The sequence below is a fragment of the Embleya sp. NPDC055664 genome (assembly GCF_053618075.1).
On sequence record NZ_JBSHGZ010000011.1, the window covers coordinates 144,242 to 167,251 of the forward strand.

A 23,010-nucleotide genomic window follows, 5' to 3' on the forward strand; every position below is an offset into this window, starting at 1 on the left:
CGTCCTTTCCTCCGTGGGAAGGGCGGGGAGCGAGGGCGGGAAGGGCGGTCCTAACGCCGCAGCAGGATGCCCCGGACGAACGCCGCCTGCCCCGCGTGCTGGAGGTCGTCGCCGATCACGCTGACCAGCCGTACACCCAGGGTGACCGCCGGCGTCCATGCCTCGTCCACGACCCGATCCAGGTCGGCGGGCGTCAGATCGCGGACGTACCCGACGGTCTGCTCGTGTACCGCGTCGTAGTAGCCGGTGAGCAGGTCCGCCGAGTCCACCCGCACCGCGGCCACCGCCTTCGTGTCCTGCCCGTAGCCGATCGCCCGGACCGGGAAGGGCAGTTCGAAACGTTTGTGCCAGTCCTGCGCGGTCCACACCTGCTCCAGGCCCGCGACGTCGGCGACGTGGTCGTCCTGGACCCGGGCCAGATGCCAGATCAGCCACGCGATCGAATTCGCGTCGTCGTCCAGTCGCTCGGCCAGTTGGTCGGGCGTCAGATCGGCGACCGCCTGGTGCACGACCTCCTGCACTCGGCCGAATGCGTCGACCAGTAGCTCCGCGCTGTTCATCGAACCCCTCGCTCCACTCGTTCCGCCGATGTGGCGACTGTCTCGCCCGTGTCGTCCGCGTCGTCCCGCTCGTCTGCTACTCCTGCCCCGTCCGCTCCCGGTCGTACACCTGCCGCGCGGCCTCGACGGCGGCGATCGCGGCGCGGGCGGCCCGCTACAGGTCGCGCAGGGTCGGGCCGAGGCGGGCCCACTGCGCGTGCGGCAGGCCGGTGTGACCCGGATCGGTCGGCAGGACCTGGATGCTCACGTGGTCCGCGCCCGCGTCGAAGTGTTCGCGGACCCGGGCCGCGATGGCCTCCTCGTCGCCCCATACGACCAGGGTGTCGATCAGCCGGTCGCTGCCGCCGTCGGCCAGGTCGGCGTCGGTGAAGCCGAGCCGACGCAGGTTGCGGACGTAGTTGTCGAGCCCGAGGTACAGCGCCGCCTCCTTGCGGATCACCGCGCGGGCGACATCCGGGTCACCCGACAGGACCACCTTCTGATGGGGGGCCAAAAGCACCCCCTCACCCAGTGCCTCGCGGGCCTCGCGGGTGTGCGCGGGCGTGGTGAAGTAGGGGTGCGCGCCGTGCGCACGATCGCGCGCCAGGCGCACCATGCGCGGGCCGAGCGCGGCCAGCACGCGCGGCACCCCCGAGTCGCCGGCGGCGTCCAGGGCGTCCAGGTAGGTGTTCATGGTGGCCAGTGGCGGGGTGTACTCGACGCCGAGCCGCTCGGCGAACTCGACGTGGCTCACGCCCAGTCCGAGGACGAAGCGGCCGGGATGGGCCCGCTCCAGCGCGGCCACGCGGGCGGTGGTCTCGGCGGCGGGGAAGACGCGGACGTTGAGGATCCCGGACGCGACCCCGAGCCGGTCGGAGCCGGCGAGCAGTTGCTCGGCGAGCCCGAACAGGCCGTCGGCGGGGGCGCCGCCGAACCAGGCGGCGGTGAAGCCGAGTTCGGCCAGTTCGGCCGCAGCGGCTCCCGGGTCCGGGTCGGCCGCGTAGGTGCCGTAGCGCTCCCAGACGCCGATGCGCCCCAGTCGTGCGGTGACCTGCTGCGCGTGCATGTGGTCGGTCCTCTCGTCTCGTCGCCGTGCCTCGTGGGCGTCCCCGCGTCGTCGGGGCGAGGATCCCTCAGGGGAAAGGCGCCGGTGGGGCCGTGTCTTCCCGGGTGGGGGCGGCAATCGCAATTCGTCGGCTCACTCGGGGTTTCCGTTCGGGTGTTGCGACTGCTGCGATGGGGTGAAGTCGGCGACGAGGGAGCGGAAGGCCGCGCGGTAGACGCTCGGCGTGGTGCCGGTCGCGCGCAGGAAGTGGGCGCGCAGATTCGCGGGGGTGCCCAGGCCGGTCTGCGCCGCGATGCGTTCGACCGGGTCCTCGGTGCGCTCCAGCAGCCACTGGGCGCGCTGGATCCGGATGCGGAGCAGGTATTGGAGCGGGGAGAGCCCGGTCTCGGCGCGAAATCGCCGAGTGAGGCTGCGTACGCCCAATCCCGCGCGGCCGGCGATGTCGGCGAGCGCGATCGGGTGGTGCAGGTTGGCCGCCAGCCACGCGGTGGTCGGTTCGAGGCTGCTGCCGGGTGGTGTGTACGCGCTGTGCGCGGCGTCGTCCGGGCCGTCGGCGTCGACGTCCTCGGCGGGGGCGTGCAGTTGCAGGAACAGTTGCCGCTCGGTCTCGATGGCCACACCCAGGCCGTAGTCGAGCGTGATCAGGTCGAGGTACAGATCGACGCCGCCGAGCACCCCGGCGGCGGAGTGGAAACCGCCGTCGGCGACCACCTCGCCCTCGGGGTCGACCTCGATCCGGGGGTGACGCCGGGCCAGTTCCCGGGTGTACCGCCGGGCGGTGGCGGCGCGCCGGCCGTCCAGGAGGCCGGTGGCCGCGAGGGTGAACGTCCCGGTGCCGACGGCGCCGATCCGGCCGCCGCGCGCGGCCACGCCTCGAAGCGCGGCTACGATCTCCGGCGCGGGTTCGTCGCGAAAGGCCGCGTGCCCCGGGATCAGGACCGTGTCGGCCTCTTCCGGAACGGCCGGGTCCCAGGGCGCCTCCACCCGAAAGCACCCGGGTTCACCGGTCGCCGTGAAGCCCGGGGCGGTACAGATCCGTAGGTCGTAGGCGACCGGTGGGTGATGCCGGGCGGCGGTGCCGAAGACCAGTCCGGGGGCGGTGAGCTGATGCCCGGGGATTCCGTCGAGCGCGAGCACGGCGATCACTGGCATGTCCGGAATCTAACCGAGGACGACATCGAGACGCCTGTTTCGAGCCGGTTGCCGCGCCGAGGATGAACAGCACGAGGTCGGATGCGGGAGACATCCGGCCCCGGGTACGGCCGCCGCACCCCTGTGCGGCCGATACTCCCTCCACGAAAGGTCACCACATGCGCGCAACCACCTCGCGTTCCACCGCCGACGCCGGCGCCGCCCCGCGCCGTAGGCGCGGCCTGGTCGCCAAGGCGCTCACGGCCACGGGAGCGGCACTGGTGCTCGGCACCACGGCCTTCGCCGGCAGCGCCGGGGCGATCGTCAACGGTCAGGACTCGACCGAGAAGTACCAGTTCATGGCCTACGTCCCGATGAAGGCGGCGGGCGTGGACGCCGGATGCGGGGCCACCTTGATCGACAAGCAGTGGGTGCTCACCGCGGCGCACTGTGTCGACCGTGACCTGCCGATCGAACTGGCCGGTACGGTGCGGATCGGCAGCGAGAACCGCACGCAGGGCGGCACTGTTCGCAAGATCGACAAGATCGTGATGCACCCCGGCTACTCGCAGCCCGCCGAAGAGGGTGGCTACAACGTGAACGACCTCGCGTTGATCCGCCTGGACCGGCCGGTCAAGGAGAAGCCGATCAAGCTCGCCAAGCAGGCCGGGCCGGTGGGCACGCCGACTCGACTCCTCGGCTTCGGCACGATCGTCGACCCGGACAGCCTGGACAACGCCGTCTTCCCGAACCGGCTCCAGGAGTTGGACACCCGCCTGGGCACCAGCGCCGAGTGCAACGGCCGCACCGACGGCACGCGCCTGTGCACGGTCAGCCGAAAGCTCAACGCCATGGCCTGCTTCGGCGACTCCGGCGGCCCGCAGATCCAAAAGAACCGCGCCGGCCGGTGGGAGCTGATCGGCACCACGTCCGGCGACGGCGACGGCAAGCCGGGCTGCGCGACGGGCCCGGGCCTGTACACGAACGACACCGCGTACAAGAGCTGGATCCACACCACGCTCCGCAACAACAAGTAGGCCGACCCGCTGCCCCGAGCCCCCGGCTCGCCCGACGTGGACACCTCCGCGTCGGGCGGGCCGGGGGTCGGGTGGCTGGCGAGTCGATGTGGGGTGCGGCTTCGAGGGGCCGCGGGTGGTTGGATTCGGTCATGTCCGTTATTGCCGTGCTCGCCCTCGACGGGGTTCCCGGGCACCAGCTCACCACCCCCGGGCTGGTGTTCGGGGTCGCCGGGCGCGAACATCGCGGCGTCGCATACGAGATCAGGATCTGTTCCGGGCCCGGTCCGCGGGTGACCGGCGGGCCGGCCGGGTTGCGGATCGGCGCGCCGTACGGACTCGATGCCCTCGCGGACGCGGACGTCGTGCTGGTCCCGGGCCACGACGGCTTCCGCGACGCGCCGCCGGCCGGTGTCCTCGCGGCACTGCGCGCCGCGGCGTCGCGCGGCGGCCGGATCGCCGCCGTCGACACCGGGACCTTCACCCTCGCCGCCACCGGACTCCTGAGCGGACGCCGAGCCACCACCAACCGACGCCACACCGACGAACTGGCCGAACTGCACCCCGACATCGACGTCGACCCCCTCGGCGTCGCGATCGAGGACGGCCCCTTCCTCACCGCCGCGGGCGTCTTCGGTGGCATGGACGTATGCCTGCGGCTCCTGGCGCACGACCACGGCCGGCGGGTGGCCGAGGCGACGAGCCGGGAACTCATCACCCCGCTGCACGTGTACGCCGACGACGTCCAGGAGACGATCGCCCGGGAGGTCGCCGAAAGCGTCGGCCTGGACCCGACGCTGCGCTGGATGCGGGAGCACCTCCACGAGCCGCTCACCGTCGCCGGCCTCGCCGCCCACGCCCGGACCAGCGTCAGCAGCCTCACCCGCCGCTTCCACGCGCACACGGGTCTGAGCCCGCTCCAATACCTGCTCCGCATCCGTCTGGAAGAGGCCCAACGCCTGCTCCGGGAAACCGACTTCCCCGTCGAACTGATCGCGGACCGCACGGGCTTCGGCACACCGGCCGCCATGCGCCGACACTTTCGCGCCCTCACCGACACCACCCCGAGCGCCTACCGCCGGGCCCACCGGGCCGCCGAGCACCGATCCCGCCCCCGACCCGACTCCGGCTGAGGCCGACGCGCGTGGGCATCGTGCGCGGCCGGGTGCGCTACTTGGCCTCGGCGTAGGTCCGGGTCGCCGTCGGGACCAGGGGCAGCAGGACGGGCGTGTCGCCGAAGACCAGGGTCCGGGCCTCCTCCGCCGCCTCGGTGATCGCGGCGGATACCGCCTCGGTCAGGTCGGCGGGGCTGTGCACGATGAACTCGTCGTGTTGGAAGAAGACCAGATGCGGGCGACCCGACGGGGACGCGTCGTAGCGGGCGAGCCGGCGGCGCAGCGCGGCGAGCAGGGCCAGCGCCCAGTCGGCGGCACTGGCCTGGATGACGAAGTTGCGGGTGAAGCGGCCCCGGGCACGCGTGGATCGGGCGCCCGCATCGTCGGTGCGGTCGGCGCCCGGCTCGCCGCTCGCGCCGCCCTCGGCGAGGTCGAGCCACGCGGAGGAGGGCGGCGGGCAGGTACGCCCGAGGCGCGACCGGACGATGCCGCCCTCCTCGCCGGTGCGCGCGGCGGCCTCGACGTAGCCCATCGCGTCGGGATATCGCCGCCGCAGCGTGGTCAACAGCGGGCCGATGTCGCCGCTGGTCTGCCCGTACATCGCGCCGAGCAGGCCGAGTTTGGCCTTGGCCCGATCGCCCTGGAAGGCGGCCTTGGCCAACGCCTCGTACAGGTCGCCGGCGGCGGCGGACCGGGCCAGCCCGGCGTCGCCCGACATCGCGGCCAGCACGCGCGGCTCCAACTGCGCCGCGTCGGCGACCACCAGCCGCCACCCGGGGTCGGCCACGACCGCGCCGCGCAGGACGCGCGGGATCTGCAGCGCGCCGCCGCCGCGACCGGCCCAGCGGCCGGTGACGACGCCGCCGACGACGTACTCGGGGCGGAATCGGCCGCCGCGTACCCAGGTGTCCTGCCACGCCCACCCGTGCGCGGCGTGCAGGCGGGCGAGTTCCTTGTACTTGATCAACAGGGCGGCGGCCGGGTGGGCCACGTCGCGCAGGTACCAGGTGCGGGTCGAGGTGAGCCGTACGCCCTGCTCGGCGAACGCCCTCAGCACCTGCGGATGCGAATCGGGGTTGAACGCCCGTCCGCCGAGCGCCGCGCGCAGTTGTTCGGCCAGTTCGGCCAGGTGTTGCGGCGGCGCGCCCGCGACCCGGGGCCGGGCGCCGAGCAGTTCGGTGAGCAGCGCGTCGTGTACGTCGACCCGCCAGGGCAGCCCGTCGGCGGCCATCTCGGCCGCGGCCAGCCCGCCGGCCGACTCGGCGGCGACCAGGAGCCGAAAGCGGGAGCGGCGGGCGGCGTCCTCGATCGCGTCGATGCGGCGCACCTGGTCGGCGTGCACCGCCACCACGGCCTCCAGCGCGTCGACGCCGGCGGGCAGCCGCAGCCGATCGGGGACGAACAGGCTGTCCTGCGCGTCGGCGGCACCGATCGGCAGGTCCTCGGGCACCGGCAGGCCCTTCAGCCGGGCCCAGGCCGCGCCCAGCGAGCGGGGTTCGCCGACCCGCTCCTCGTGCGCGAGCAGCAGCGACTCGACCAGCGCGAGGTCGTGGCAGCGACTCACCCGGGAGGGCAACAACGGCGCGTACGCACTCTCCGCCGACGCCCACACCCACCGCGGCGGTACCGGCGCGGCCTCGAAGTCGGTCACCGCCGCGACCAGATCGGCCACGTGGACGGCCGCCCCGAGCGGCACTCCGTCGTCCCCCAGCGGGCGCAGCCATCCCCCGTGCCCATAGGCGTCGGCCGCCACGGCCACACGAGGCGCTCTCACCCGCGCCACACCCCCGGCCGGACCCGGTCGACCGAGGCACGGCGCACCCCGCACCGAGTCGCATCCACGGCCCACCTCCTCCCGCCGCACCGAATGCGCACGAACCACTCACAACCGACAACATCACCGACCGACGAACACTACCCGCCGCCCCCGACAGAGGCGGCGGCGACGCGAGACGATCAGGGGGAGGTCGTGTAGCGGGTCGCGGCCGCCATGGCGCGCTCGTGCAGGGACGTGCGCAACGACCGGGGCGCCAGCGCCTCGGCGTCCGGGTCGAGTTGCCACAGGGCCCATTCGGCGTGACGGGCGTCCTGGAAGGTCACTTCGAGGCGCAGTCGACCGTCCGCCTCGGGCTCTTCCGCGCGCACGGCCAACGCGGCAGCCAACAGCTCCTCCCGCCGTGCCGGGTTCACCCGTACCAGTACGGCGAATTGTTCGTCGGCCAGGAACTGCGCGCAGCGTTCGCGCCAGACCCGGTCCAGGTCGACCCGGTTCGGCCGCCGGGCCGGTTCGGGAAGTTCCTCGGCGGCCAGCACCCGGGACAGCCGGTAGGTGCGGTCCTCGCCGGACCGGGTGGCCAGCAGATAGCCCCGATCGCGCACGGTGACCAGGCCGATCGGGTCCACCGTGCGCCACTGCGGTTCCCGGCCGACGGCGGCGTAGTGGATCCGGAGCCGGTGTCCGGCCAGCACCGCGCGCCGGACCTCGACCATCGCCGTACGGGGCACCTCCTCGGCCGGCGACCGGCGCGAGAGCAGGTCGGTCTCCGGCTCGACGAGAAACCGCTGCGCGGCGTCGTTCGCGGTGGCCCGATGGCTTTCGGGCAGCGCGTCGACCACCTTGCGCATCGCGGAGGCAAGCGCCGACCCGAGGCCGAAGACCTGCTCGCCGCGCCCCGATCCGGCGGCGAGGAGGGCAAGGGCCTCCTCGTGGTTCAGCCCGGTCAGCTCGGTCCGGAAACCGGGCGACAACACGAACCCGCCGTGCCGGCCGCGCTCGGCGTAGACCGGGACACCGGCCGCGGACAGCGCCTCGATGTCGCGCAGCACGGTGCGCGTGGACACCTCCAGCTCGTCGGCCAGCGTGGCGGCGGTCAGCCGACCGCGCTGACGCAGCAACAACACCAGCGAAACCAACCGATCGGCGCGCACCTCGAGAATTTTATCGGAATACCTGACCAAGGATGTCGTGATTCATTGCGAGGCTCTTCCCACGACGTCAGGGGCGGCCGTCGGGCCGCCGGACGTACGTACTTCCGACACCTGCGAATGGAGCCGACGTGGCGATGGAACGAACGGCAGTCAACCCGGTGACGTGGTCGACGGAGCTGGGGTTCAACCAGGGAGAGGTCGTCTCCGGGCACACCCGGACCCTGTACTGCTCCGGGCAGACCGCGATGAGCGCCGAGGGCAAGCCCGAGCACGACGGCGACATGGCGGCGCAGTTGGCGCTGACCCTCGACAACCTGGAGGCCGTTCTCGGCGAGGCCGGCATGTCCCTGGCGAACCTGATCCGGCTCAACGTCTACACGACCGACGTCGACCTGCTCTTTCGGCACTACGGCGTGCTGGCGTCACGATTGGGCGCCGCGGGGGTGGCGCCGACCACCACGATGCTCGGGGTGACCCGGCTGGCGATCCCGACCCTGATGGTCGAGCTGGAGGGGACCGCGGTCGCCTGACGCGACCTCGGCGCCGGGCGGGGGGCGGCGGCGAATCGCGGGGGGTTAGGTTCGTGGGCGAAGCGGTCGATCGGTCGCCGCCGTGCCTCGGTGGTACCGATCGACCGCGGTTTCGTCGTCGTTGTGAGGAGTACGTTCCATGGCTCGTGTGCCTTCCGCCGCCGTTGCCGCCGCCGGATTGATCGGCGGGTACGCGGTTGCCCGCCATACCAAGCGGCGACCGCTCGGCGGCGTGGTGTTGGCCGCGGCGGGTGCGGTGGCGGCCAAGGGGTGGCGGGAGCGGGCCGGTACGCCGACCGCCGCCGCGCTGACCGGTCTGTACACGGTCGCGTTCGGCGCCTCGCACCCGCTCGCGAAGAAGATCGGCGCCTGGCCCTCGGTATTCGCGGTGGCCGCGACGGTGGCCGCCGCGTCGTACGCACTCGCGGACCGCTAGCGGCAGCCACCCCCGGGCCGCGAGGTCGGCGCCGACCGGGCCGGGACCGGCGCCGGTCCCGGCCGCCTGCGGACGGCCTCACTCGGTGGCGGCCCTCGCGACCAGTTCGCCGATCTCCTCGACCGCGGCGGAGGGGCCGGGGAAGAACCGGTTCTTGGTCAGCGCGAAGGAGATGCCGGTCTCGGTGTCGGCGTACGCCGCGCTGCCTCCCATGCCGGGCATGCCGAAAACGCCGGGCGTCTGCTCCGGGGCGGCGCCCGGCCGGCCGAGGTTGTAGCCCAGCGCGCGCGGCACGGGGAAGCCGACCATCCGGTCGACGTCGGCCGTGGCCAGGGCCGAGATCTCGCGCAGTCGCGCGGCCGAGACCAGCCGCACACCGTCCACTTCGCCGAGCAGCGCGGCGTACATCCTGGCCACCGCGCGGGCGGACATCGTGCCGCCCGAGGGAATCTCCGACGTAAGCACGACGGGGTTGTTGCCGTATTCGGCGCTGGGGGTCACCGCGAGCGGCGTGGCCTTGAACATCGGCATGTCGGCGGGCAGCGCCGCCATCATCGCGGCGGAGCCGGGCGCGTCCTCGAGTCGGGCGAGCCGGCCCAGCTCGGACTCCGGGACGCCGAAGAACAGTTCGTCGGCGATGCCCAGCGGAGCCGCCACCTCCTGCCGCAGCACCTGCGAAATCGGCGCGCCGGCGGCCCGGCGCACGATCTCGCCCATCACGAAACCCCAGGTCATCGCGTGGTAGCCGGTTTTGGTCCCGGGCTCCCACCAGGGCTTTGAGCCGGCGATCAGGGCACACATCCCCTCCCAGTCGGCCAAGTCCCGCACGGTGAGATCGGCCGGCACCGCCGGGACGCCGACGGAGTGGGTCAGCGCATGGCGGATGGTCGCCTCGTCCTTGCCGTGGGCGCCGAACTCCGGCCAGAACTCGACGATCGGCGTGTCGTAGTCGAGGGCACCTCGATCCGCAAGGACGTGCACCACCGTCGCGGTCACCCCCTTGCCCGTGGAGGCGCTGTAGAACGGCATGTCCGAGGTGACCGGACGATCGCCGTCCGGATCGGCGACGCCCGCCACCGCGTCCACGACCAGTTCGCCGTGCCGGTAGACCGCGACCTGGATGCCCAGCTCGGCGCCCGACTCCACCAACCGGTCGATGGCCTGTTGCACAACCTTCTGCATGCTGTTCCCGCCCTCTCGATCCTTGCCAACGGTGTTTGGGGCCACCGTTCGCCCCGAGGTCGGAACCGACGACGCGGTCTCGACATCCGCACGGCGCGAATCCGCGCCGGGGGCGGTGGACCGTCGCGCGCACGGGGCCGGGAAGTGCCGTCCGCCGGGTGAGGGCACGCCACGATCACACGGCGTGCCCTCGGGTGGTGGGTCGGGTCAGCCGGCTTTGCGGTGTGGGGCGGGATGGGGTTCCGGGGAGTCGTAGCCGGCTTCGTCGGCCTCGCGCAGGAGCGCGATCAGGTCGCTTCGGGCTCTGGCGACGCGCGAGCGTACGGTGCCGATCGGGCAGCCGGCGATGACGGCCGCCTCGGCGTAGCCGAAGTCGAGCACCTGGGTCAGTACGAATGCCTCGCGTCGGGCCGGATGCAGCGCGCCGAAAAGGTCGTCGAGGGCCAGGCCCTCGTCGAAGCCGGGACGGGTGATGTCCTGGCGGTGTTCGGCGACTTCCACCCAGTCGTCGACGGCGGCGGTACGGGGCCGCGCGGCCGCCGCACGATACCGGTCGACGACGGTGCGTCGGGCGATGGACAACAACCAGGTCCGGACCGAGGACGCCCCCGTGAAACGCGGCAGCGCCGTCCAGGCTCGCAGGTACGTCTCCTGGGTGAGGTCGTCCGCGCTCTGCACATCGGTCAGGTAGGCGACGAAGCGCCACACGTCGCGATGCGTGCCGCGGACGAAGTCGTCCACGGCCTCCGGGTCACCGGCCGCACCGGCGAGGGCCCGCGCGGTCAGGTCGAGGTCGGGCGTGCAATCCCCCGAGCGACGGGAGTCGAGCGGGGTCACCGAGGCGGTGTGGTCGCCGCGGGAGGCTTCGCACGCGCGGGACGGGTCGGGCGTGGGGTGTGCGGTACGGCGCGCCGGGGGGCGGAGCAGCACGGTGGTCGCGAGGCCCGGCAGTGGGTGCTCGGGCCGGTGCTCGGGCCGGTGTTCCGGTCGGGTGACAGGGTGGAGAGCAGACATGGTCCACGTCCTCGTCATGCGGGCGGCGATCGATCGGCGCCGGGCGGATCGATGCCGAGCGGGTGCAGGGGCGCGCACCGGGAGCCGAGTGCGGCGGTGCCTGCGACTCGGACTCGACGACGGTGCGGTGGAACACCCGAGGACACACCGGGCCGGACGCGAACATTTCGGCGATGGCGTGAAGTACCGCACCGTGGCCGCGAGAACCGGGGAACGTTTCCCGGTCACGACACCGGTGTCACTCGGGTGATCGGTACGCCTGAATCCACCGACCGCGATGCGACGACGACCGGAGGCGCCGCCGCGCCCGGGGCATGCCCGGATCGGGCGAGGTCACCGCGCCGCAGGCACGACGGACCCGGCCGTCCCGCGCGGGCGTGCGTGGGCCGGAGCGGCACATCGGTGGACGTCAGGCGTACAGCGCCGCCGGCGGCCCTCGACCCGGTAGTGGCCGGGCGACCCACTTGGGGACGGCCCGTACCCGACGCCGGCTCGCCCTCGGCATCGCGGGGCGGCCGGTGGTGATCGGCGACGTCCAGGCGCCGACCAGCGCGAGCACCACGGTGCCCGCCATCGTGGCGAGCAGGCGCAGCAGTCGAAAGACCGCCTTCTCGCCGTGCCGCAACCACAGGCCGCATCCGAGCGCGGCGAGCACGTGTGCGGCGAACATCCCGGTACCGCCGTGTCCCAGAAGGGACATCAGCGCACCGTCGTGGTTCATCCCGCCCATCGCGGAACCGGATCCGGATCCCGAACCGGCACCGGCCATGTGGTGCCCACCGGAGCCGGTCGCGGGTCCGCCGAAGCCGGCCGCCGCCGGGGATTGTCGGGCCAGGTCCGGGTCGAGCCGCATCCGGGTCAGCAGTTCGGCCACCGAGTGGGTCGGCGCGTCACCGGGGCGGTCGTCGTTGCACAGCAGCACCTGGAGCCACTGGGATCGAAAGCGGGCCGCGCCGGTCGGCTCGGCGACCGGTTGTCGGGCCAGCGTGAACAATGTGTGCAAACCGGCCTGGGCGGCCAGTACGGCGGCCGTGATCGCGCCCAGTCCACGTTCGCGATCGGCCACGGCCCAGGCCAGTACACCGATCCCGACCCCGGCCCCGACCGGGGCGACCCAGTGCACCGGGGCGTCGGACATCAGTGTGTGCCCGAACAGCGCGAGCAACACACAGACCACCGCGAACATCGCGGCGCGAACGGCTCGAAGCACGGACCGGGCAGGCATGGTGAGCCTCATGTTCCCATCCGTGGGCGCCGATCGGACCCGGGGGTGGCCGCCCACTTCCCGAACTTCTCCCGAACCCCGCCGAAACCCGGACCGAACTCGACCCCGAATCCCGAGCGTCCACCGCAGTTCGCGCGAATCGTGTCGTCCGGGAACCAGGCATGATCGCCGGCCGACTACCGGGATGCCCTCGCCCGCCGACCGATCCCTGGAGCCCGATTCATGCCCGTGTTCGCCGGTGGACCCGACCCCCGGGATCGCCCCTGGCACCTGCGCCTGCGCCCGCCGTTCCGGCTGCGGACCGGCGGGGTCGCCGGAGATGCCGGAAATGCCGAAGTCGCCGGAATCACCCCGGATTCGTTGCCGCGCCCCACGGCGACGTCGCGTCGGGCCGGTTCGGCGCCCGGAACGGTGTTCGCCTTCCTCGGTCTGCTCCTGGTGTTGTTCGTCGTCGCGTTCACGATCGGCCGTCAGGCCGGCCCGGTGGCGCCCGACCTGCGCGAGCCGGGTCCGCCCGGGGCGCCGGTCAAGATGGGCGACGAGGGTGGCGGCCACGGCCGGATGGGCCTGGGCGAACCCGACGGCCGCCTCCGCACCTCGGGCGTTGCCCTGTGACCACCTCCACCCGACCGATCACCACCGACGTGGCCGTCTCCGGCATGACCTGCGGCGCCTGCGTGAATCGGGTCGAGCGTCGGCTGGCCCGGCTCGACGGCGTCACCGCCACGGTCAACCTCGCCACCGGCCGGGCCCGCGTCGTACACCCCGCGTCCCTGCCGGTGATCGACCTCCTCGCGGCCATCACCGCCGCCGGCTACGAGGCGACCGTGGCCGGCCCGAACCCCGCCGGTGCCGCCGCGACCGGCCCGGCCGCCGAGGCGATCGACCCGGGTCGGCGCAACCTCCTGATCGTGGCCGCGCTGGCGCTGCCCGTACTGGCCTTGTCGATGGTGCCCGCGTGGCAGTTCACCAACTGGCAGTGGTTGTGCCTGACGCTGGCCGCGCCGGTGGCCACGTGGGGTGCCTGGCCGTTCCATCGTCGAGCCCTGCACGGACTGCGCTACGCGGGCGCGACCATGGACACGCTGGTCAGCCTCGGCGTGCTCGCCGCGTTCGGCTGGTCGCTGTGGGCCCTGTTCGGCGGCGGCGCCGGCGAGCCGGGGATGCGAATGCCGTTCACCCTGCTGCCGCCCGCCGCCGGCGACGAGGCGCACATGTACCTCGAAGTCGCCGTCGCCGTGCCGCTGTTCGTCCTGCTCGGCCGCCGGTTGGAGGACCGGGCCCGGACCCGGACCGGCTCCGCGCTGCGCGAGTTGGCCGCGCTCGTCCCGGACCGGGTGGCCGTCCTGCACCCGGGACCCGGCGGGAAGACGGTCGAGGTGACCGTGCCGACCGCGTCCCTGACGGTCGGTCAGGTGTTCGTGGTCCGGCCCGGCGACCGGGTGCCCGCCGACGGCGTCGTGGTCGACGGCCGCTCCGCGCTCGACGTGTCCCACCTGACCGGGGAAAGCCGCCCGATGGAGGTCGGCCCCGAGGACCAGGTGCCCGGCGGCAGCGTCAACGAGGGCGGCCGGATCACCGCGCGGGCGACCGCCGTCGGTGCGGACACCCGCCTCGCCCGGATCACCGCCGCGGTGGAGGAGGCCCAGGCCGGCAAGACCGGCGCGCAGCGACTCGCCGACCGCATCGCGGGCGTGTTCGTCCCGTCCGTACTGGCCACCGCCGTGACCGTGCTCGGCTTCTGGCTCGGCGCCGGCGGCGACCCGCAGGCCGCGGCCGGCGCGACCATGGCCGTCCTGGTGGTGGCCTGCCCGTGCGCCCTCGGCCTGGCCACACCCACCGCGATCCTGGCCGCCACCGGGCGCGGCGCGCGGCTCGGCGTACTGATCCGCGAACCCGCCGCACTGGAACGCCTGCGCCGTGTGGGCACCGTCGTGGTCGACAAGACCGGCACGCTGACCACCGGCGGCATGAGTCTGCTGCGCTGCATGGCCGCGCCCGACGTCGACCCGGGCGAACTGCTGGCCCGGGTGGGCGCGGTCGAGTCCGCGTCCGGGCACCCGATCGGCCGGGCCCTCACCCGCGCCGCCACCGAGCGCGCGGGCGCCCTGTCGCCGGTCGCCGATTTCGCCTCGGAGCCCGGAATCGGCGTCCGCGGCCTGGTGGACGGCTCGCGGGTGGCCGTCCTGCGCCCGGGCGTCGAGGACGTCACGGCGCTGCCCGCGGGCCTGCGCGCGGCGCTGTCCGAGGCGGACGCCGCCGGGGACACCGCAGTCGTCGCGACGGTCAACGGCGTGCCGGCGGGGGTGCTGGTGCTGGGCGACTCGGTACGCCCGGAGGCCGCCGCCGCGATCCGGGCGCTCGATCGGCTCGGCGTGACGGTGATCCTGGCCACGGGCGATCGTGCGGGGCCGGCCCGGGCGGTGGCCGACGCGGTCGGGATCGACGAGGTGCTGAGCGAGTTGGACCCGCACGACAAGGCCGAACTCGTCCGCGGCCTGCGGCAGGACCATCCCGGACGGGCCGTCGCGGTGGTCGGCGACGGCATCAACGACACGATCGCGCTCGGCGAGGCGGACCTGGGCATCGGCATGGGCGGCGGCACGGCGGCGGCGATCGGCGTCGCCGACGTGACGCTGGTGCGTGACGACCTGGGCGCGCTGGCCGACGCGATCCGGCTCTCCCGGCGTACGACCGGGACGATCCGGGCCAACCTCGGCTGGGCGTTCGGCTACAACGTGGTGCTGATCCCGATCGCGGTGACCGGGCTGCTCAATCCCATGCTCGCCGCCGCCGCGATGTCGGTCAGTTCGCTCGCGGTGGTCACCAACAGCCTCCGGCTGACCCGATTCCGGGCCGGCCACCCCGACGACGCGAAGCGGGACCGGACATGAAACCCCCGACTGCACCGAAGCCCCCGGCCGTACCGAAGCCCCCGATCGCACCGAGGGCCCTGGCCGCGTCGAAGTCCGTCGCCGGCCCCGTCCTGGCCGCCGCCCTCGCGCTGACCCTGCTCACCGTCTGGACCGCGACCGGCCGCGCCGGTACCGCACCCAGGCTCTCCATCAGCGACGGTCGGGTACACCTGGCCACCAACGCCGACGCCACCTCCGCCTACTTCACCATCCGCAACACCGGCGACGCCAACGACGAACTCGTCTCCGTCAGCACCCCCATCACCACCGACGTCGGCTTCAGCTTCCACACCTACACGGGCTACGCCGGCCGCATGTGGATGACCAAGGCCCTGCCGATCCCGGCCAACGGCCTGCTCGGCATGACCGCGAGCGGCGCGAACATCATGCTCGGCACACCCCCGAAACTCACCCCCGGCCAAACCATCCCCTTCACCCTCCACTTCCGCCACAGCCCCCCGATCCACACCACAGCCGTAGTGATCCGCCCAGGCACCTGGACCCCCGCCCGCACCTCCTGACCCGAGAAAATCGGTCGGTCATCCCCGATGAGATGGTCCAAACTCGCCCAATGACCGACGAAGCCGAAGCCGAAGCCGAAGCCACAACCGCGACCCAAGCCCGAGCCGACCACGAATCCGCGATCCGAGCCGCCGTCACCGGCGAGCTGCGACTGCTCGATCCCGCCGTACGACGCTCCCGAAAAGCCGTGTCCGCACTGCTCGACCCCGACTTCGTGGAGTTCGGACGCTCCGGACGCCGCTGGGACCGCGACAGCACCCTCGACGCCCTGACCACCGAGGAGCCGATCCGAACGACCGTGTCCGCGGTGTCCGGTACCCTCCTGGCCCCGAACCTGGTCCACCTGACCTTCCGAACCGAGTCCACCGACCGGCACACCCTCCGCAGTTCCCTGTGGCGCCACTCCCCGGAGGGGTGGCGAATGTACTTCCACCAGGCCACGCCCACCTCCGCCGACACCCACCACTAGCGCGTGCCGTCAGTCCCCCGTTTCCGGCCCCGAATTCCCCTACTCCACAGCCGAGTTCCACCATCGAGCCGGATTGGCATGGACGTGCGACGTGATTCGCGAGCGGCCCGCCCGAAAGCCGTCGCCGCCCGGGAGCGCAGCGGGGGACGGGTGCGATGCGGGCTGTGGAGGCGGGTGGGTCGCCGGCCCGGCCGGCGCGCGATGCGCGGGCGCGGTGGCGGCGATCGCGGAGCGGCCGGCGCGGGTGTTCCCGGCGTACGAGGACACCGCCCGGGCACCCGTCGACCCGGTACCGCCCGGGCCGCGCGACGGGGCGTTCGATCCGCGCGAGTTCGCCGCCGCCACGCTGCGCGCCGCCCGGCTCGGGTCGATCGAATGACCTACCTCGACCCCGGCCGGTGCGACCTGGTCCGCGCCGACTGGCCCGGGCCCGCGCGGATCACCGGCCCGGCCGGGACCGGCAAGACCGTGGTCGGCCTGCATCGGGCCGCCTACCTGGCCCAACACGGCGCGGGTCGGGTCCTGTACGTGGCCTTCACCGCGAACCTGCCCCGCGTACAACGCACGTTCCCGGCCGACCCGGCGCCGGTCGCGGTGGACCGGGTGGACTTCCACACCATCCACTCCTGGGCTTTGCGCTTCCTCGACGAACACGACGCCCGACCCCCGGCCTCGACGCCGCCCGCGCCGCGGCCGCCTTCGACCGTGCCTGGTCCGAAACCCGAACCGAGACGTCGGCTGTTCATCGCCATGGTCCGCGCCCGGGACACGCTGTGGCTGGGCCACGTCACCCCCGCCTCGAGCCCGAACCCGCCCACTCCACCGAGTCACCCCACCCGCCCCATCCGCTGAACGTCGCCCCCACACGGTCACCGAGGCCGATCGGGGACAATGGACGGATCGCCCCGAGCCGACCGCGCCCCCTCGCCCGCCTCCCCCACCCCGTCAGGAGTCCCCGCACCGTGCCCGAGCAGCGCGAACCCGCAGCACCCGGCCCCGACCCGGTCCTCGTCGACGCGCGTGCCCGGGCCCTGCGCGCCGACTGCGCGAACTGCTTCGCGCTGTGCTGCGTCGCGCCCGCCTTCGCCAAGTCCGCCGACTTCGCCATCGACAAGCCCGCCGGCCGCCCCTGCCCCAACCTGCGCACCGACGACTTCGGCTGCGGCGTACACACCCGCCTGCGCACGATCGGCTTCACGGGCTGCACCGTCTACGACTGCTTCGGCGCGGGCCAGAAGGTCGCCCAGGTCACCTACGCCGGCCAGGACTGGCGCCGGGCGCCGCACACCGCGCAGCAGATGTTCCGGGTCTTCCCGGTCATGCGTGACCTGCACGAACTGCTCCGCTACCTGAACGAGGCGCTGTCCCTGCCGGCCGCACACCCGGTACACGCCGACCTCGGCGCCGCCTACGACGAGACCGAGCAGCTGACCCTGGGCAGCCCCGCCGACCTGCTGCGGGTCGACATCATGGCGCTGCGGCAGCGGTACAACCCGCTGCTCCTGCGCGCGAGCGAACTGGCCCGCGCGGCCGTCCCGGGCCGCAGGAAGGACCGCCGGGGCGCGGACCTGATCGGGGCCCGCCTGGGGGGCGCCGACCTGCGCGGCGCGAACCTGCGCGGGGCGTACCTGATCGGCGCGGACCTGCGCGGAGCCGACCTGCGCCTGGCCGACGTGATCGGCGCCGACTTCCGCGACGCGGACCTGCGCGACGCCGACCTGCGCGACGCCCTCTACCTGACCCAGTCCCAACTCGACGCCGCCAAGGGCAACCCCCGAACCAAACTGCCCGCCGCCTACACCCACCCCGCCCACTGGATGCAGACCCGGTGAAAAACCCTCACCCGCCGGCGTGTGCTCAGAGGTAGGTCCTGCGGATCCGGTAGACGCCCGGCGCCACCCGGTTGGAGTGGGAGCGGGTCAGCGGGGCCAGGGTCTCCGGCCAGACGGTGGTGCGGGACCAGATGACGCCCGCCAGCAGGGGGAGGTCCAGGTGGTCGACGTGGGACAGGTCGGTGTCGGAGGCGTCGATGGGCTCGGCGCGGACCTCCTCCTCCAGGCACGTGGCGAGGCGAGCCGCGGAGCCCGCCGCCGCAAGGGCCGCCGCGGCCGGGATCGTTCGGCCCGGCGCGGCCGATTCGCAAAGGCGTTGCCGGGCGGCGTCCAGGGCTCGGGCGCTGTCGGCCAGTGCGGTGCCCAGGGCCTCGGCGAGTGCGCCCGGCCGCGAGGGGACGAGGGTCGGCAGCCGGGTGAGGCGGCTGCCCAGGCAGCGGGCCTGACCGGCGACCAGCGACAGGGCGATCAACGCCTCCGTCCGGCGATGCCGGCCGTCGCCCCGGCACGACGACTCCAGCACCCGCAACGCCCGGCCCACGGCCGCCCGATGCCCGAGGACCCGCTCGCGGATGTCCCGGGTCCGCGCCCGCAGCACGATCGCGTTTCGCACCGGGCAGCGGTCCGGCGGTACAAGGGACTCCGCGTGCGCGCTCGGCCCGTGCTCGTACCGGTCGCACAGGGCCCGGCCCAACTCGTCGCCCAGGTGCGCCCAGGCCAGGCGTTCGGCGGCCGGGTCGGCATCCGGGTCCGCGGTCGACAACACGCGCAGATCGTGCTCGGTGAAGGCACGTCGTTGCTCGTCGGAAATGTTCATCGAGCCGCCTCCCGCTGTCGCAAGTCGAACCGCCACGCCGAACCGCACGTCGAGCCAGAGGGCCGAACAGAAAGGGGCAGGAGGAAACGAACCGAAGCACGAGCCGGCGGAATCTCGGGGACGAGAAAGGCGCTTTATTAATAAAGCTGCACCTTGTCCGCGTGCTTCAAGGTATCAGCCGACCCCCGGTTTACTCCATGGATGCGACACCCTCGGTTACCCCATGGATCTTCCGCGTCACCGTTTCCCGCCGGGCGCACGCATGGCGCGCGTCGAGCGCACGTCGCGCACGCCCCCGGGTCACGGCGCCCGCAACACCTCCGCCAGCGCGTCCAGCGTGCCCGGCCAGGCGTGTCCGGGCGAGGCCGCGAACCCGACGAGGATGCCCTCCTCGGGAGCCGGTCCGTGCCACAACTCCCGTACGCCGCGCAGCGCCATCCCGCACGCCGCGGCACGCGCGAGCACCAGGTCCTCGTCCGGGCCGCCCGGCGGCAGCGTCATCAGTACATGCAGCCCGGCCGGCACACCGCGGAACTTGGGCCCGGAAGCCGCCCATTCCGTGCCGAAGCGGCGCACGAGCAGCTCCCGTCGACGGCGATAGCTCAGCCGGGCCGCGCGCACGTGCCGCTCGTAGTCGTGCCGGTTCAGCAGATCCGCCAGCACCGACTGGCCCAGCCCCTGGGTGTGCCAGTCGGCCCGGTGCTTGGCCCGCACCACCGGTTCGACCAGGTGTCCGGGCAGGGCCAGCCAGGCCAGCCGCAGCCCCGGCCCCAACGTCTTGGACACCGACCCGCAATAGGCCACATGCTCCGGCGCCATGCCCTGCAACGCGCCGACGGGCTGCCGGTCGTAGCGGAACTCGCCGTCGTAGTCGTCCTCGACGATCAACGCACCGTTCGCCCGCGCCCACGCGCACACCCGGTGTCGGCGTCCGGGGCGCAGCGGCACACCCGTCGGATACTGGTGCGCCGGCGTCAACACCACCGCGCCCAGCGCCGGATCGGCCAGCCGCTCGAAGCGCGCGCCCTCGGCGTCCACGGGCAGTGGCACCACCGCCGGCCCGGCGCGGCGGATCACGTCCCGATACACGTTGTGCCCGGGGTCCTCCATCCCCACCGCACGCACCCCGGCCTCGGCCAGGACGCTCGCGAGGAGCCCGATCGACTGGTAGAAGCCCGTGGTGATCACGATGCGATCGGGCGTGGTGAGCACGCCTCGGGTACGGCCGAGGTGTTCGGCCAGCGCGGTGCGCAGTTCGAGGCGGCCCTGCGGATCGCCGACGCCGTGCACCGCGAGCGGCGCGGCGGTGGTGAGCACCCGGCGGGTGGCGCGCAACCACGCGACGGTCGGGAAGGCCGATACGTCCGGCAGGCCGGGGCGCAGGTCGAACCGGGGCGCGCCGGCCTCCGGCGCGCCGTGTGGGGTCTCCGGTCCGGCCGGCCCGGGCAGGTCGGCGACGCGGGTGGCGGCTCCCTGACGGGCGATCAGGAACCCTTCGGCGACCAGCTGGTCGTAGGCCGCGGTGACCGTCCCGCGCGCGAAGCCCAGGTCGGCGGCGAGCCCGCGCGTGGACGGCAGCGCGGCACCGGGCGCCAGCCGCCCGCCGCGGATCGCCGCCCGCAGGGCCCGCTCCAGACCGACTCGGCGGCCCTCGGCGGTGTCCACGTCGACGTGCAGGTCGATCGCGGCGGCCACACCGCCCGTGCCGGGCCCACCGGCCGCCGCGCCCGCGCCGGCCGCCTCACCCACAGCGTCGCCCGCGCCCACCGCACCCACGAAACTGGACCAATCCTTCGGCATTTCACTGGATCTTAACCCTGGTCCGGTGGCCCGCGTAGCGTCTACGTCATCACGACCGGTTACACCGGAACAACGTTTCCCCTCGCTCTCAAGGACCCGCCCGATGATCGTGTTCGCGCATCTCAGTGACACTCACCTCGACGGCAGCCGGCGGGCCGCCAAGCGCACCCGCGCAACGATGGAGCACCTGAACACGCTCCCCTTCGACCTGGACGCGGTCCTGGTCACCGGCGACATCGTGGACCACGGCCTGCCCGCCGAATACGACGAGGCCCGCGCGGTGTTGGCGTCCCGACACCCGCTGCTGATCCTGCCCGGCAACCACGACGTACGCGGACCCTTCCGGAAGGGGCTGCTCGACGAGCCCGCCGACGACGCCCCGATCAACCGGGTGCATCGCACGGAGCGCGCGGTGTACGCGCTGTGCGACTCGTCGATCCCGGGCCGCGACGACGGCCTGATCGCCGACGAGACGCTGACCTGGTTGACCGGGGTGCTGGACGAAACCCCGTCCTCCGTACCGGTGTTCGTGGCCTTCCACCACCCGCCGGTGGAGTTGGGCATCCCGACCCTCGACGCGATCCGCCAGTTCGGTGCGGATCGCCTCGCCGCCGTGGTCGCCGACCGGCCCAACGTGGCCGGGCTGCTGTGCGGGCATGCGCACACGCCCGCGGCCACCACGTTCGCCGGCAAGCCGTTGATCGTCGCCCCGGGCGTGGTCTCCACCGTCAACCTGCCGTGGGAGCGCGTCGACGAGGACGCGCCGTTCGTCGACGTGGACATCCCGCCCGCGCTCGCGTTCCACGTCCTGGACGACGCCGGCCGGCTCACCACACATTTCCGCACCGTGGTCTGATCGCCCGATAGCGTGCCACGGTACGCCAATCGGAGCGAAGGGGGCCGCTCATGTTCGAACGACGCCGGCAGGACCCGGGGGCCGCGGGCGGGGTCGGTTTCACGGCGGGCCCGGTGCGGGTGCTCGCGGCGGCGGGCAGCGTGGTCGGCACCCGGTATCGGGCCAACTTCGACGTGTTCGGCCTGGACCCGGACCTGCGCCTGGCCGCCGTGGTCGACGGCATGGGCGACGGCCCCGGGAGCACGGCGGCCGGACGGATCACGATGACGGGGTTCACCGAGGCGGTCCGCCGCGCCGTGCACGGGGGCGGCGCGGCGGACCCGGCGGCGTTGCGAGCGGGCGTGGCCGCCGTCCAGGACCGGGTGCTGGCCGCGGCCCGCGACCTGGAGGGGGTCACCGGCTGCACGCTCGCCGCGCTGGTCGCCGACGCGGGCGCGGCGAGCGACCCCGAGGGCGCCGCGTGGCTGGTCCAGATCGGCGATTCGCGCGTGTATCGCCTGCGGGCCGGATACCTCGAGTTGCTGACGGTGGATCACACCGAGGCGTGGTTGGGCGCCGTCTACGGCTGGTACCCGGCCGACTCGCCGCAGGCCGCCGCCGCGCGCTATCGGCTGGGCCGCTATCTCGGGCACCCGGGTCGGCCCGAACCGGACGTGCTGAACGTGACGTTGCGGCCGGGCGACGTATACCTGCTGTGCACCGACGGCGTCGCCGAACAGGTGGACTACCGCACGCTCGGCCGACTGCTCGCCGCGTCGGGGGCGCCCGCGGGCATCGTCGACCGCCTGCTCACCGCGACCCTGGACGCGGGCGGCCACGACAATGCGACCGCGATCGTGCTCCGCGTGGAGGAGTCGGCGGCGGGGTCGACGCACTGACCGCGCGAGGGTCGCCGTCGGCACCGAACACGGCCCACATTCGTGCGAGGATTCCCGGACATGCGGTAGTCGCCCCCCGAGCAAAGGACGAACTCCCATGCGGGACGAGAAGATCGGCGAATACCTGGCCCGGCTCGCCGACCGGGTGCCGGCCCCCGGCGGCGGCGCGGCGGCCGCGCTGCACGTCGCGCAGGCCACCGCGCTGCTCGGGATGGTGGCCCGTTACACCACGGGCGAGCAGTACACCGAGCACGCCACGTCGATCGCCGAGGTGATCTCGCTGACCGACGAACTGCGGGCCATGGCACTGCGGTTGGCCGAGGCGGACGCGGCCGCGTTCACCGCGGTGACGGAGGCGTACAAGCTGCCCCGGGAGACCGCCAGGGAAGTCTCCGACCGGTCGGCGACCGTGGCCGTCGCGCTGGTCGGCGCGGCCAAGCCGCCGGCCGAGGTGATCGTCCTGGCCTCGGCGTGTGTCGAACTGGCCGAGAAACTGCTGCCGATCGCCAATCAGACGGTGATCACCGACGTGGCCGCGGCGGTCGAGGCGGCGCGGGCGGCGGCGACCACGTCCAGGGTGAACATCGAGGTCAACCTCAACAGCATCAGGGACGAGCAGGTCCGCGCCGAACTCGCCGCACAGACCGCCCGCGTGGACGACATCACCACCCGCGCCGACGAGGTCACCAAGGCGGTGCGGGCGGTGGTAACCGGCTGAGCCGGCGCGCGGGGCGGGGCC

24 protein-coding genes are annotated in these 23,010 nt (G+C 73.4%); 14 read left to right on the forward strand and 10 right to left on the reverse strand.

All coding sequences use genetic code 11. From position 1 onward, the window contains the following. Positions 1-50 precede the first annotated feature (50 nt). The 3 genes from ACWGR4_RS20590 to ACWGR4_RS20600 form a co-directional block, all read right to left on the reverse strand. Complete coding sequence (locus ACWGR4_RS20590; protein WP_380004117.1) at positions 51-560, reverse strand: mycothiol transferase; 510 nt, start codon at positions 558-560, stop codon at positions 51-53. Positions 561-714: 154 nt separating this feature from the next. Further along, entirely contained in the window at positions 715-1,605 is an 891-nt protein-coding gene (locus tag ACWGR4_RS20595; protein ID WP_452128638.1) for a TIGR03620 family F420-dependent LLM class oxidoreductase, read from the reverse strand. Positions 1,606-1,737: 132 nt separating this feature from the next. Next, entirely contained in the window at positions 1,738-2,757 is a 1,020-nt protein-coding gene (locus ACWGR4_RS20600; protein ID WP_452128639.1) for a GlxA family transcriptional regulator, read from the reverse strand. A 158-nt stretch (positions 2,758-2,915) separates the two neighbouring features. On the opposite strand from ACWGR4_RS20600, the gene ACWGR4_RS20605 reads away from it, so the two are divergent. Then, a complete protein-coding gene (locus ACWGR4_RS20605; RefSeq protein WP_380004114.1) occupies positions 2,916-3,773 on the forward strand; it encodes a S1 family peptidase in 858 nt (285 codons plus the stop codon). A gap of 131 nt (positions 3,774-3,904) precedes the next feature. Continuing rightward, positions 3,905-4,885 (forward strand): GlxA family transcriptional regulator, encoded by a 981-nt coding sequence (locus tag ACWGR4_RS20610; protein WP_380004113.1) that lies wholly within the window; start codon positions 3,905-3,907, stop codon positions 4,883-4,885. Positions 4,886-4,922: 37 nt separating this feature from the next. On the opposite strand, the gene ACWGR4_RS20615 is transcribed toward ACWGR4_RS20610, so the two are convergent. Both ACWGR4_RS20615 and ACWGR4_RS20620 read right to left on the reverse strand, forming a co-directional pair. Continuing rightward, positions 4,923-6,641, reverse strand: coding sequence for a bifunctional 3'-5' exonuclease/DNA polymerase (locus ACWGR4_RS20615; RefSeq protein WP_452128640.1), 1,719 nt, complete (start codon positions 6,639-6,641; stop codon positions 4,923-4,925). A gap of 182 nt (positions 6,642-6,823) precedes the next feature. Next, positions 6,824-7,795 (reverse strand): helix-turn-helix transcriptional regulator, encoded by a 972-nt coding sequence (locus ACWGR4_RS20620; protein WP_452128641.1) that lies wholly within the window; start codon positions 7,793-7,795, stop codon positions 6,824-6,826. 134 nt (positions 7,796-7,929) lie between these two features. Here ACWGR4_RS20620 and ACWGR4_RS20625 point away from each other — a divergent pair, with 134 nt between their 5' ends. Then, positions 7,930-8,325 carry a Rid family hydrolase gene (locus ACWGR4_RS20625; RefSeq protein WP_395793069.1) on the forward strand — a complete coding sequence of 132 codons (396 nt, stop codon included), beginning with the start codon at positions 7,930-7,932 and terminating at the stop codon, positions 8,323-8,325. Positions 8,326-8,464: 139 nt separating this feature from the next. Beyond that, the gene (locus ACWGR4_RS20630) at positions 8,465-8,761 is read left to right on the forward strand and encodes a hypothetical protein (RefSeq protein WP_452128642.1); all 297 of its coding nucleotides are present in this window, start codon (positions 8,465-8,467) and stop codon (positions 8,759-8,761) included. Positions 8,762-8,839: 78 nt separating this feature from the next. On the opposite strand, the gene ACWGR4_RS20635 is transcribed toward ACWGR4_RS20630, so the two are convergent. The 3 genes from ACWGR4_RS20635 to ACWGR4_RS20645 form a co-directional block, all read right to left on the reverse strand. Next, on the reverse strand, positions 8,840-9,943 hold the full coding sequence (locus tag ACWGR4_RS20635) for a serine hydrolase domain-containing protein (RefSeq protein ID WP_452128643.1): 1,104 nt from the start codon (positions 9,941-9,943) through the stop codon (positions 8,840-8,842). A 207-nt stretch (positions 9,944-10,150) separates the two neighbouring features. Next, positions 10,151-10,780 (reverse strand): sigma-70 family RNA polymerase sigma factor, encoded by a 630-nt coding sequence (locus ACWGR4_RS20640; RefSeq protein ID WP_452128699.1) that lies wholly within the window; start codon positions 10,778-10,780, stop codon positions 10,151-10,153. Between the two features lie 586 nt (positions 10,781-11,366). Then, positions 11,367-12,194: a hypothetical protein gene (locus tag ACWGR4_RS20645; RefSeq protein ID WP_452128644.1), complete on the reverse strand. Its 828-nt coding sequence runs from the start codon at positions 12,192-12,194 to the stop codon at positions 11,367-11,369. 210 nt (positions 12,195-12,404) lie between these two features. Here ACWGR4_RS20645 and ACWGR4_RS20650 point away from each other — a divergent pair, with 210 nt between their 5' ends. The 7 genes from ACWGR4_RS20650 (at position 12,405) to ACWGR4_RS20680 (ending at position 17,920) form a co-directional block, all read left to right on the forward strand. Then, entirely contained in the window at positions 12,405-12,797 is a 393-nt protein-coding gene (locus ACWGR4_RS20650) for a hypothetical protein (protein ID WP_452128645.1), read from the forward strand. Continuing rightward, entirely contained in the window at positions 12,794-15,076 is a 2,283-nt protein-coding gene (locus ACWGR4_RS20655) for a heavy metal translocating P-type ATPase (protein ID WP_452128646.1), read from the forward strand. Before ACWGR4_RS20650 ends, ACWGR4_RS20655 begins: the two co-directional genes overlap by 4 nt. Next, positions 15,073-15,618, forward strand: a complete 546-nt coding sequence (locus ACWGR4_RS20660; protein ID WP_452128647.1) for a copper chaperone PCu(A)C — start codon at positions 15,073-15,075, stop codon at positions 15,616-15,618. Before ACWGR4_RS20655 ends, ACWGR4_RS20660 begins: the two co-directional genes overlap by 4 nt. 50 nt (positions 15,619-15,668) lie before the next feature. Continuing rightward, positions 15,669-16,088 (forward strand): nuclear transport factor 2 family protein, encoded by a 420-nt coding sequence (locus ACWGR4_RS20665; protein WP_452128648.1) that lies wholly within the window; start codon positions 15,669-15,671, stop codon positions 16,086-16,088. Between the two features lie 214 nt (positions 16,089-16,302). After that, on the forward strand, positions 16,303-16,467 hold the full coding sequence (locus tag ACWGR4_RS20670; RefSeq protein WP_452128649.1) for a hypothetical protein: 165 nt from the start codon (positions 16,303-16,305) through the stop codon (positions 16,465-16,467). Beyond that, positions 16,464-16,940: a hypothetical protein gene (locus ACWGR4_RS20675; protein WP_452128650.1), complete on the forward strand. Its 477-nt coding sequence runs from the start codon at positions 16,464-16,466 to the stop codon at positions 16,938-16,940. The genes ACWGR4_RS20670 and ACWGR4_RS20675 overlap by 4 nt, the downstream gene beginning before the upstream one ends. Before the next feature lie 110 nt (positions 16,941-17,050). Beyond that, complete coding sequence (locus ACWGR4_RS20680) at positions 17,051-17,920, forward strand: pentapeptide repeat-containing protein (protein ID WP_452128651.1); 870 nt, start codon at positions 17,051-17,053, stop codon at positions 17,918-17,920. 25 nt (positions 17,921-17,945) lie between these two features. Here ACWGR4_RS20680 and ACWGR4_RS20685 read toward each other — a convergent pair whose 3' ends face one another. Beyond that, on the reverse strand, positions 17,946-18,737 hold the full coding sequence (locus ACWGR4_RS20685) for a hypothetical protein (protein WP_452128652.1): 792 nt from the start codon (positions 18,735-18,737) through the stop codon (positions 17,946-17,948). A 300-nt stretch (positions 18,738-19,037) separates the two neighbouring features. Then, a complete protein-coding gene (gene pdxR / locus ACWGR4_RS20690) occupies positions 19,038-20,537 on the reverse strand; it encodes a MocR-like pyridoxine biosynthesis transcription factor PdxR (RefSeq protein WP_452128653.1) in 1,500 nt (499 codons plus the stop codon). Between the two features lie 103 nt (positions 20,538-20,640). On the opposite strand from pdxR, the gene ACWGR4_RS20695 reads away from it, so the two are divergent. The 3 genes from ACWGR4_RS20695 (at position 20,641) to ACWGR4_RS20705 (ending at position 22,989) form a co-directional block, all read left to right on the forward strand. Further along, the gene (locus ACWGR4_RS20695) at positions 20,641-21,393 is read left to right on the forward strand and encodes a metallophosphoesterase (protein WP_380004100.1); all 753 of its coding nucleotides are present in this window, start codon (positions 20,641-20,643) and stop codon (positions 21,391-21,393) included. Positions 21,394-21,443: 50 nt separating this feature from the next. After that, entirely contained in the window at positions 21,444-22,271 is an 828-nt protein-coding gene (locus tag ACWGR4_RS20700; RefSeq protein WP_452128654.1) for a PP2C family protein-serine/threonine phosphatase, read from the forward strand. A gap of 97 nt (positions 22,272-22,368) precedes the next feature. Next, positions 22,369-22,989: a cyclodeaminase/cyclohydrolase family protein gene (locus tag ACWGR4_RS20705; protein ID WP_452128655.1), complete on the forward strand. Its 621-nt coding sequence runs from the start codon at positions 22,369-22,371 to the stop codon at positions 22,987-22,989. The last annotated feature ends 21 nt before the right edge of the window (positions 22,990-23,010 follow it).

What these genes read in the sequence shown, in the direction of transcription:
- ACWGR4_RS20685 (WP_452128652.1), bottom strand. Translation starts at nt 18,737, where the DNA reads ATGAACATTTCCGACGAGCAACGACGTGCCTTCACCGAGCACGATCTG.
- ACWGR4_RS20630 (WP_452128642.1), top strand. Translation starts at nt 8,465, where the DNA reads ATGGCTCGTGTGCCTTCCGCCGCCGTTGCCGCCGCCGGATTGATCGGC.
- ACWGR4_RS20675 (WP_452128650.1), top strand. Translation starts at nt 16,464, where the DNA reads ATGACCTACCTCGACCCCGGCCGGTGCGACCTGGTCCGCGCCGACTGG.
- pdxR (WP_452128653.1), bottom strand. Translation starts at nt 20,537, where the DNA reads ATGCCGAAGGATTGGTCCAGTTTCGTGGGTGCGGTGGGCGCGGGCGAC.
- ACWGR4_RS20625 (WP_395793069.1), top strand. Translation starts at nt 7,930, where the DNA reads ATGGAACGAACGGCAGTCAACCCGGTGACGTGGTCGACGGAGCTGGGG.
- ACWGR4_RS20635 (WP_452128643.1), bottom strand. Translation starts at nt 9,943, where the DNA reads ATGCAGAAGGTTGTGCAACAGGCCATCGACCGGTTGGTGGAGTCGGGC.
- ACWGR4_RS20650 (WP_452128645.1), top strand. Translation starts at nt 12,405, where the DNA reads ATGCCCGTGTTCGCCGGTGGACCCGACCCCCGGGATCGCCCCTGGCAC.
- ACWGR4_RS20665 (WP_452128648.1), top strand. Translation starts at nt 15,669, where the DNA reads ATGACCGACGAAGCCGAAGCCGAAGCCGAAGCCACAACCGCGACCCAA.
- ACWGR4_RS20600 (WP_452128639.1), bottom strand. Translation starts at nt 2,757, where the DNA reads ATGCCAGTGATCGCCGTGCTCGCGCTCGACGGAATCCCCGGGCATCAG.
- ACWGR4_RS20645 (WP_452128644.1), bottom strand. Translation starts at nt 12,194, where the DNA reads ATGAGGCTCACCATGCCTGCCCGGTCCGTGCTTCGAGCCGTTCGCGCC.
- ACWGR4_RS20660 (WP_452128647.1), top strand. Translation starts at nt 15,073, where the DNA reads ATGAAACCCCCGACTGCACCGAAGCCCCCGGCCGTACCGAAGCCCCCG.
- ACWGR4_RS20590 (WP_380004117.1), bottom strand. Translation starts at nt 560, where the DNA reads ATGAACAGCGCGGAGCTACTGGTCGACGCATTCGGCCGAGTGCAGGAG.
- ACWGR4_RS20695 (WP_380004100.1), top strand. Translation starts at nt 20,641, where the DNA reads ATGATCGTGTTCGCGCATCTCAGTGACACTCACCTCGACGGCAGCCGG.
- ACWGR4_RS20705 (WP_452128655.1), top strand. Translation starts at nt 22,369, where the DNA reads ATGCGGGACGAGAAGATCGGCGAATACCTGGCCCGGCTCGCCGACCGG.
- ACWGR4_RS20700 (WP_452128654.1), top strand. Translation starts at nt 21,444, where the DNA reads ATGTTCGAACGACGCCGGCAGGACCCGGGGGCCGCGGGCGGGGTCGGT.
- ACWGR4_RS20605 (WP_380004114.1), top strand. Translation starts at nt 2,916, where the DNA reads ATGCGCGCAACCACCTCGCGTTCCACCGCCGACGCCGGCGCCGCCCCG.
- ACWGR4_RS20610 (WP_380004113.1), top strand. Translation starts at nt 3,905, where the DNA reads ATGTCCGTTATTGCCGTGCTCGCCCTCGACGGGGTTCCCGGGCACCAG.
- ACWGR4_RS20595 (WP_452128638.1), bottom strand. Translation starts at nt 1,605, where the DNA reads ATGCACGCGCAGCAGGTCACCGCACGACTGGGGCGCATCGGCGTCTGG.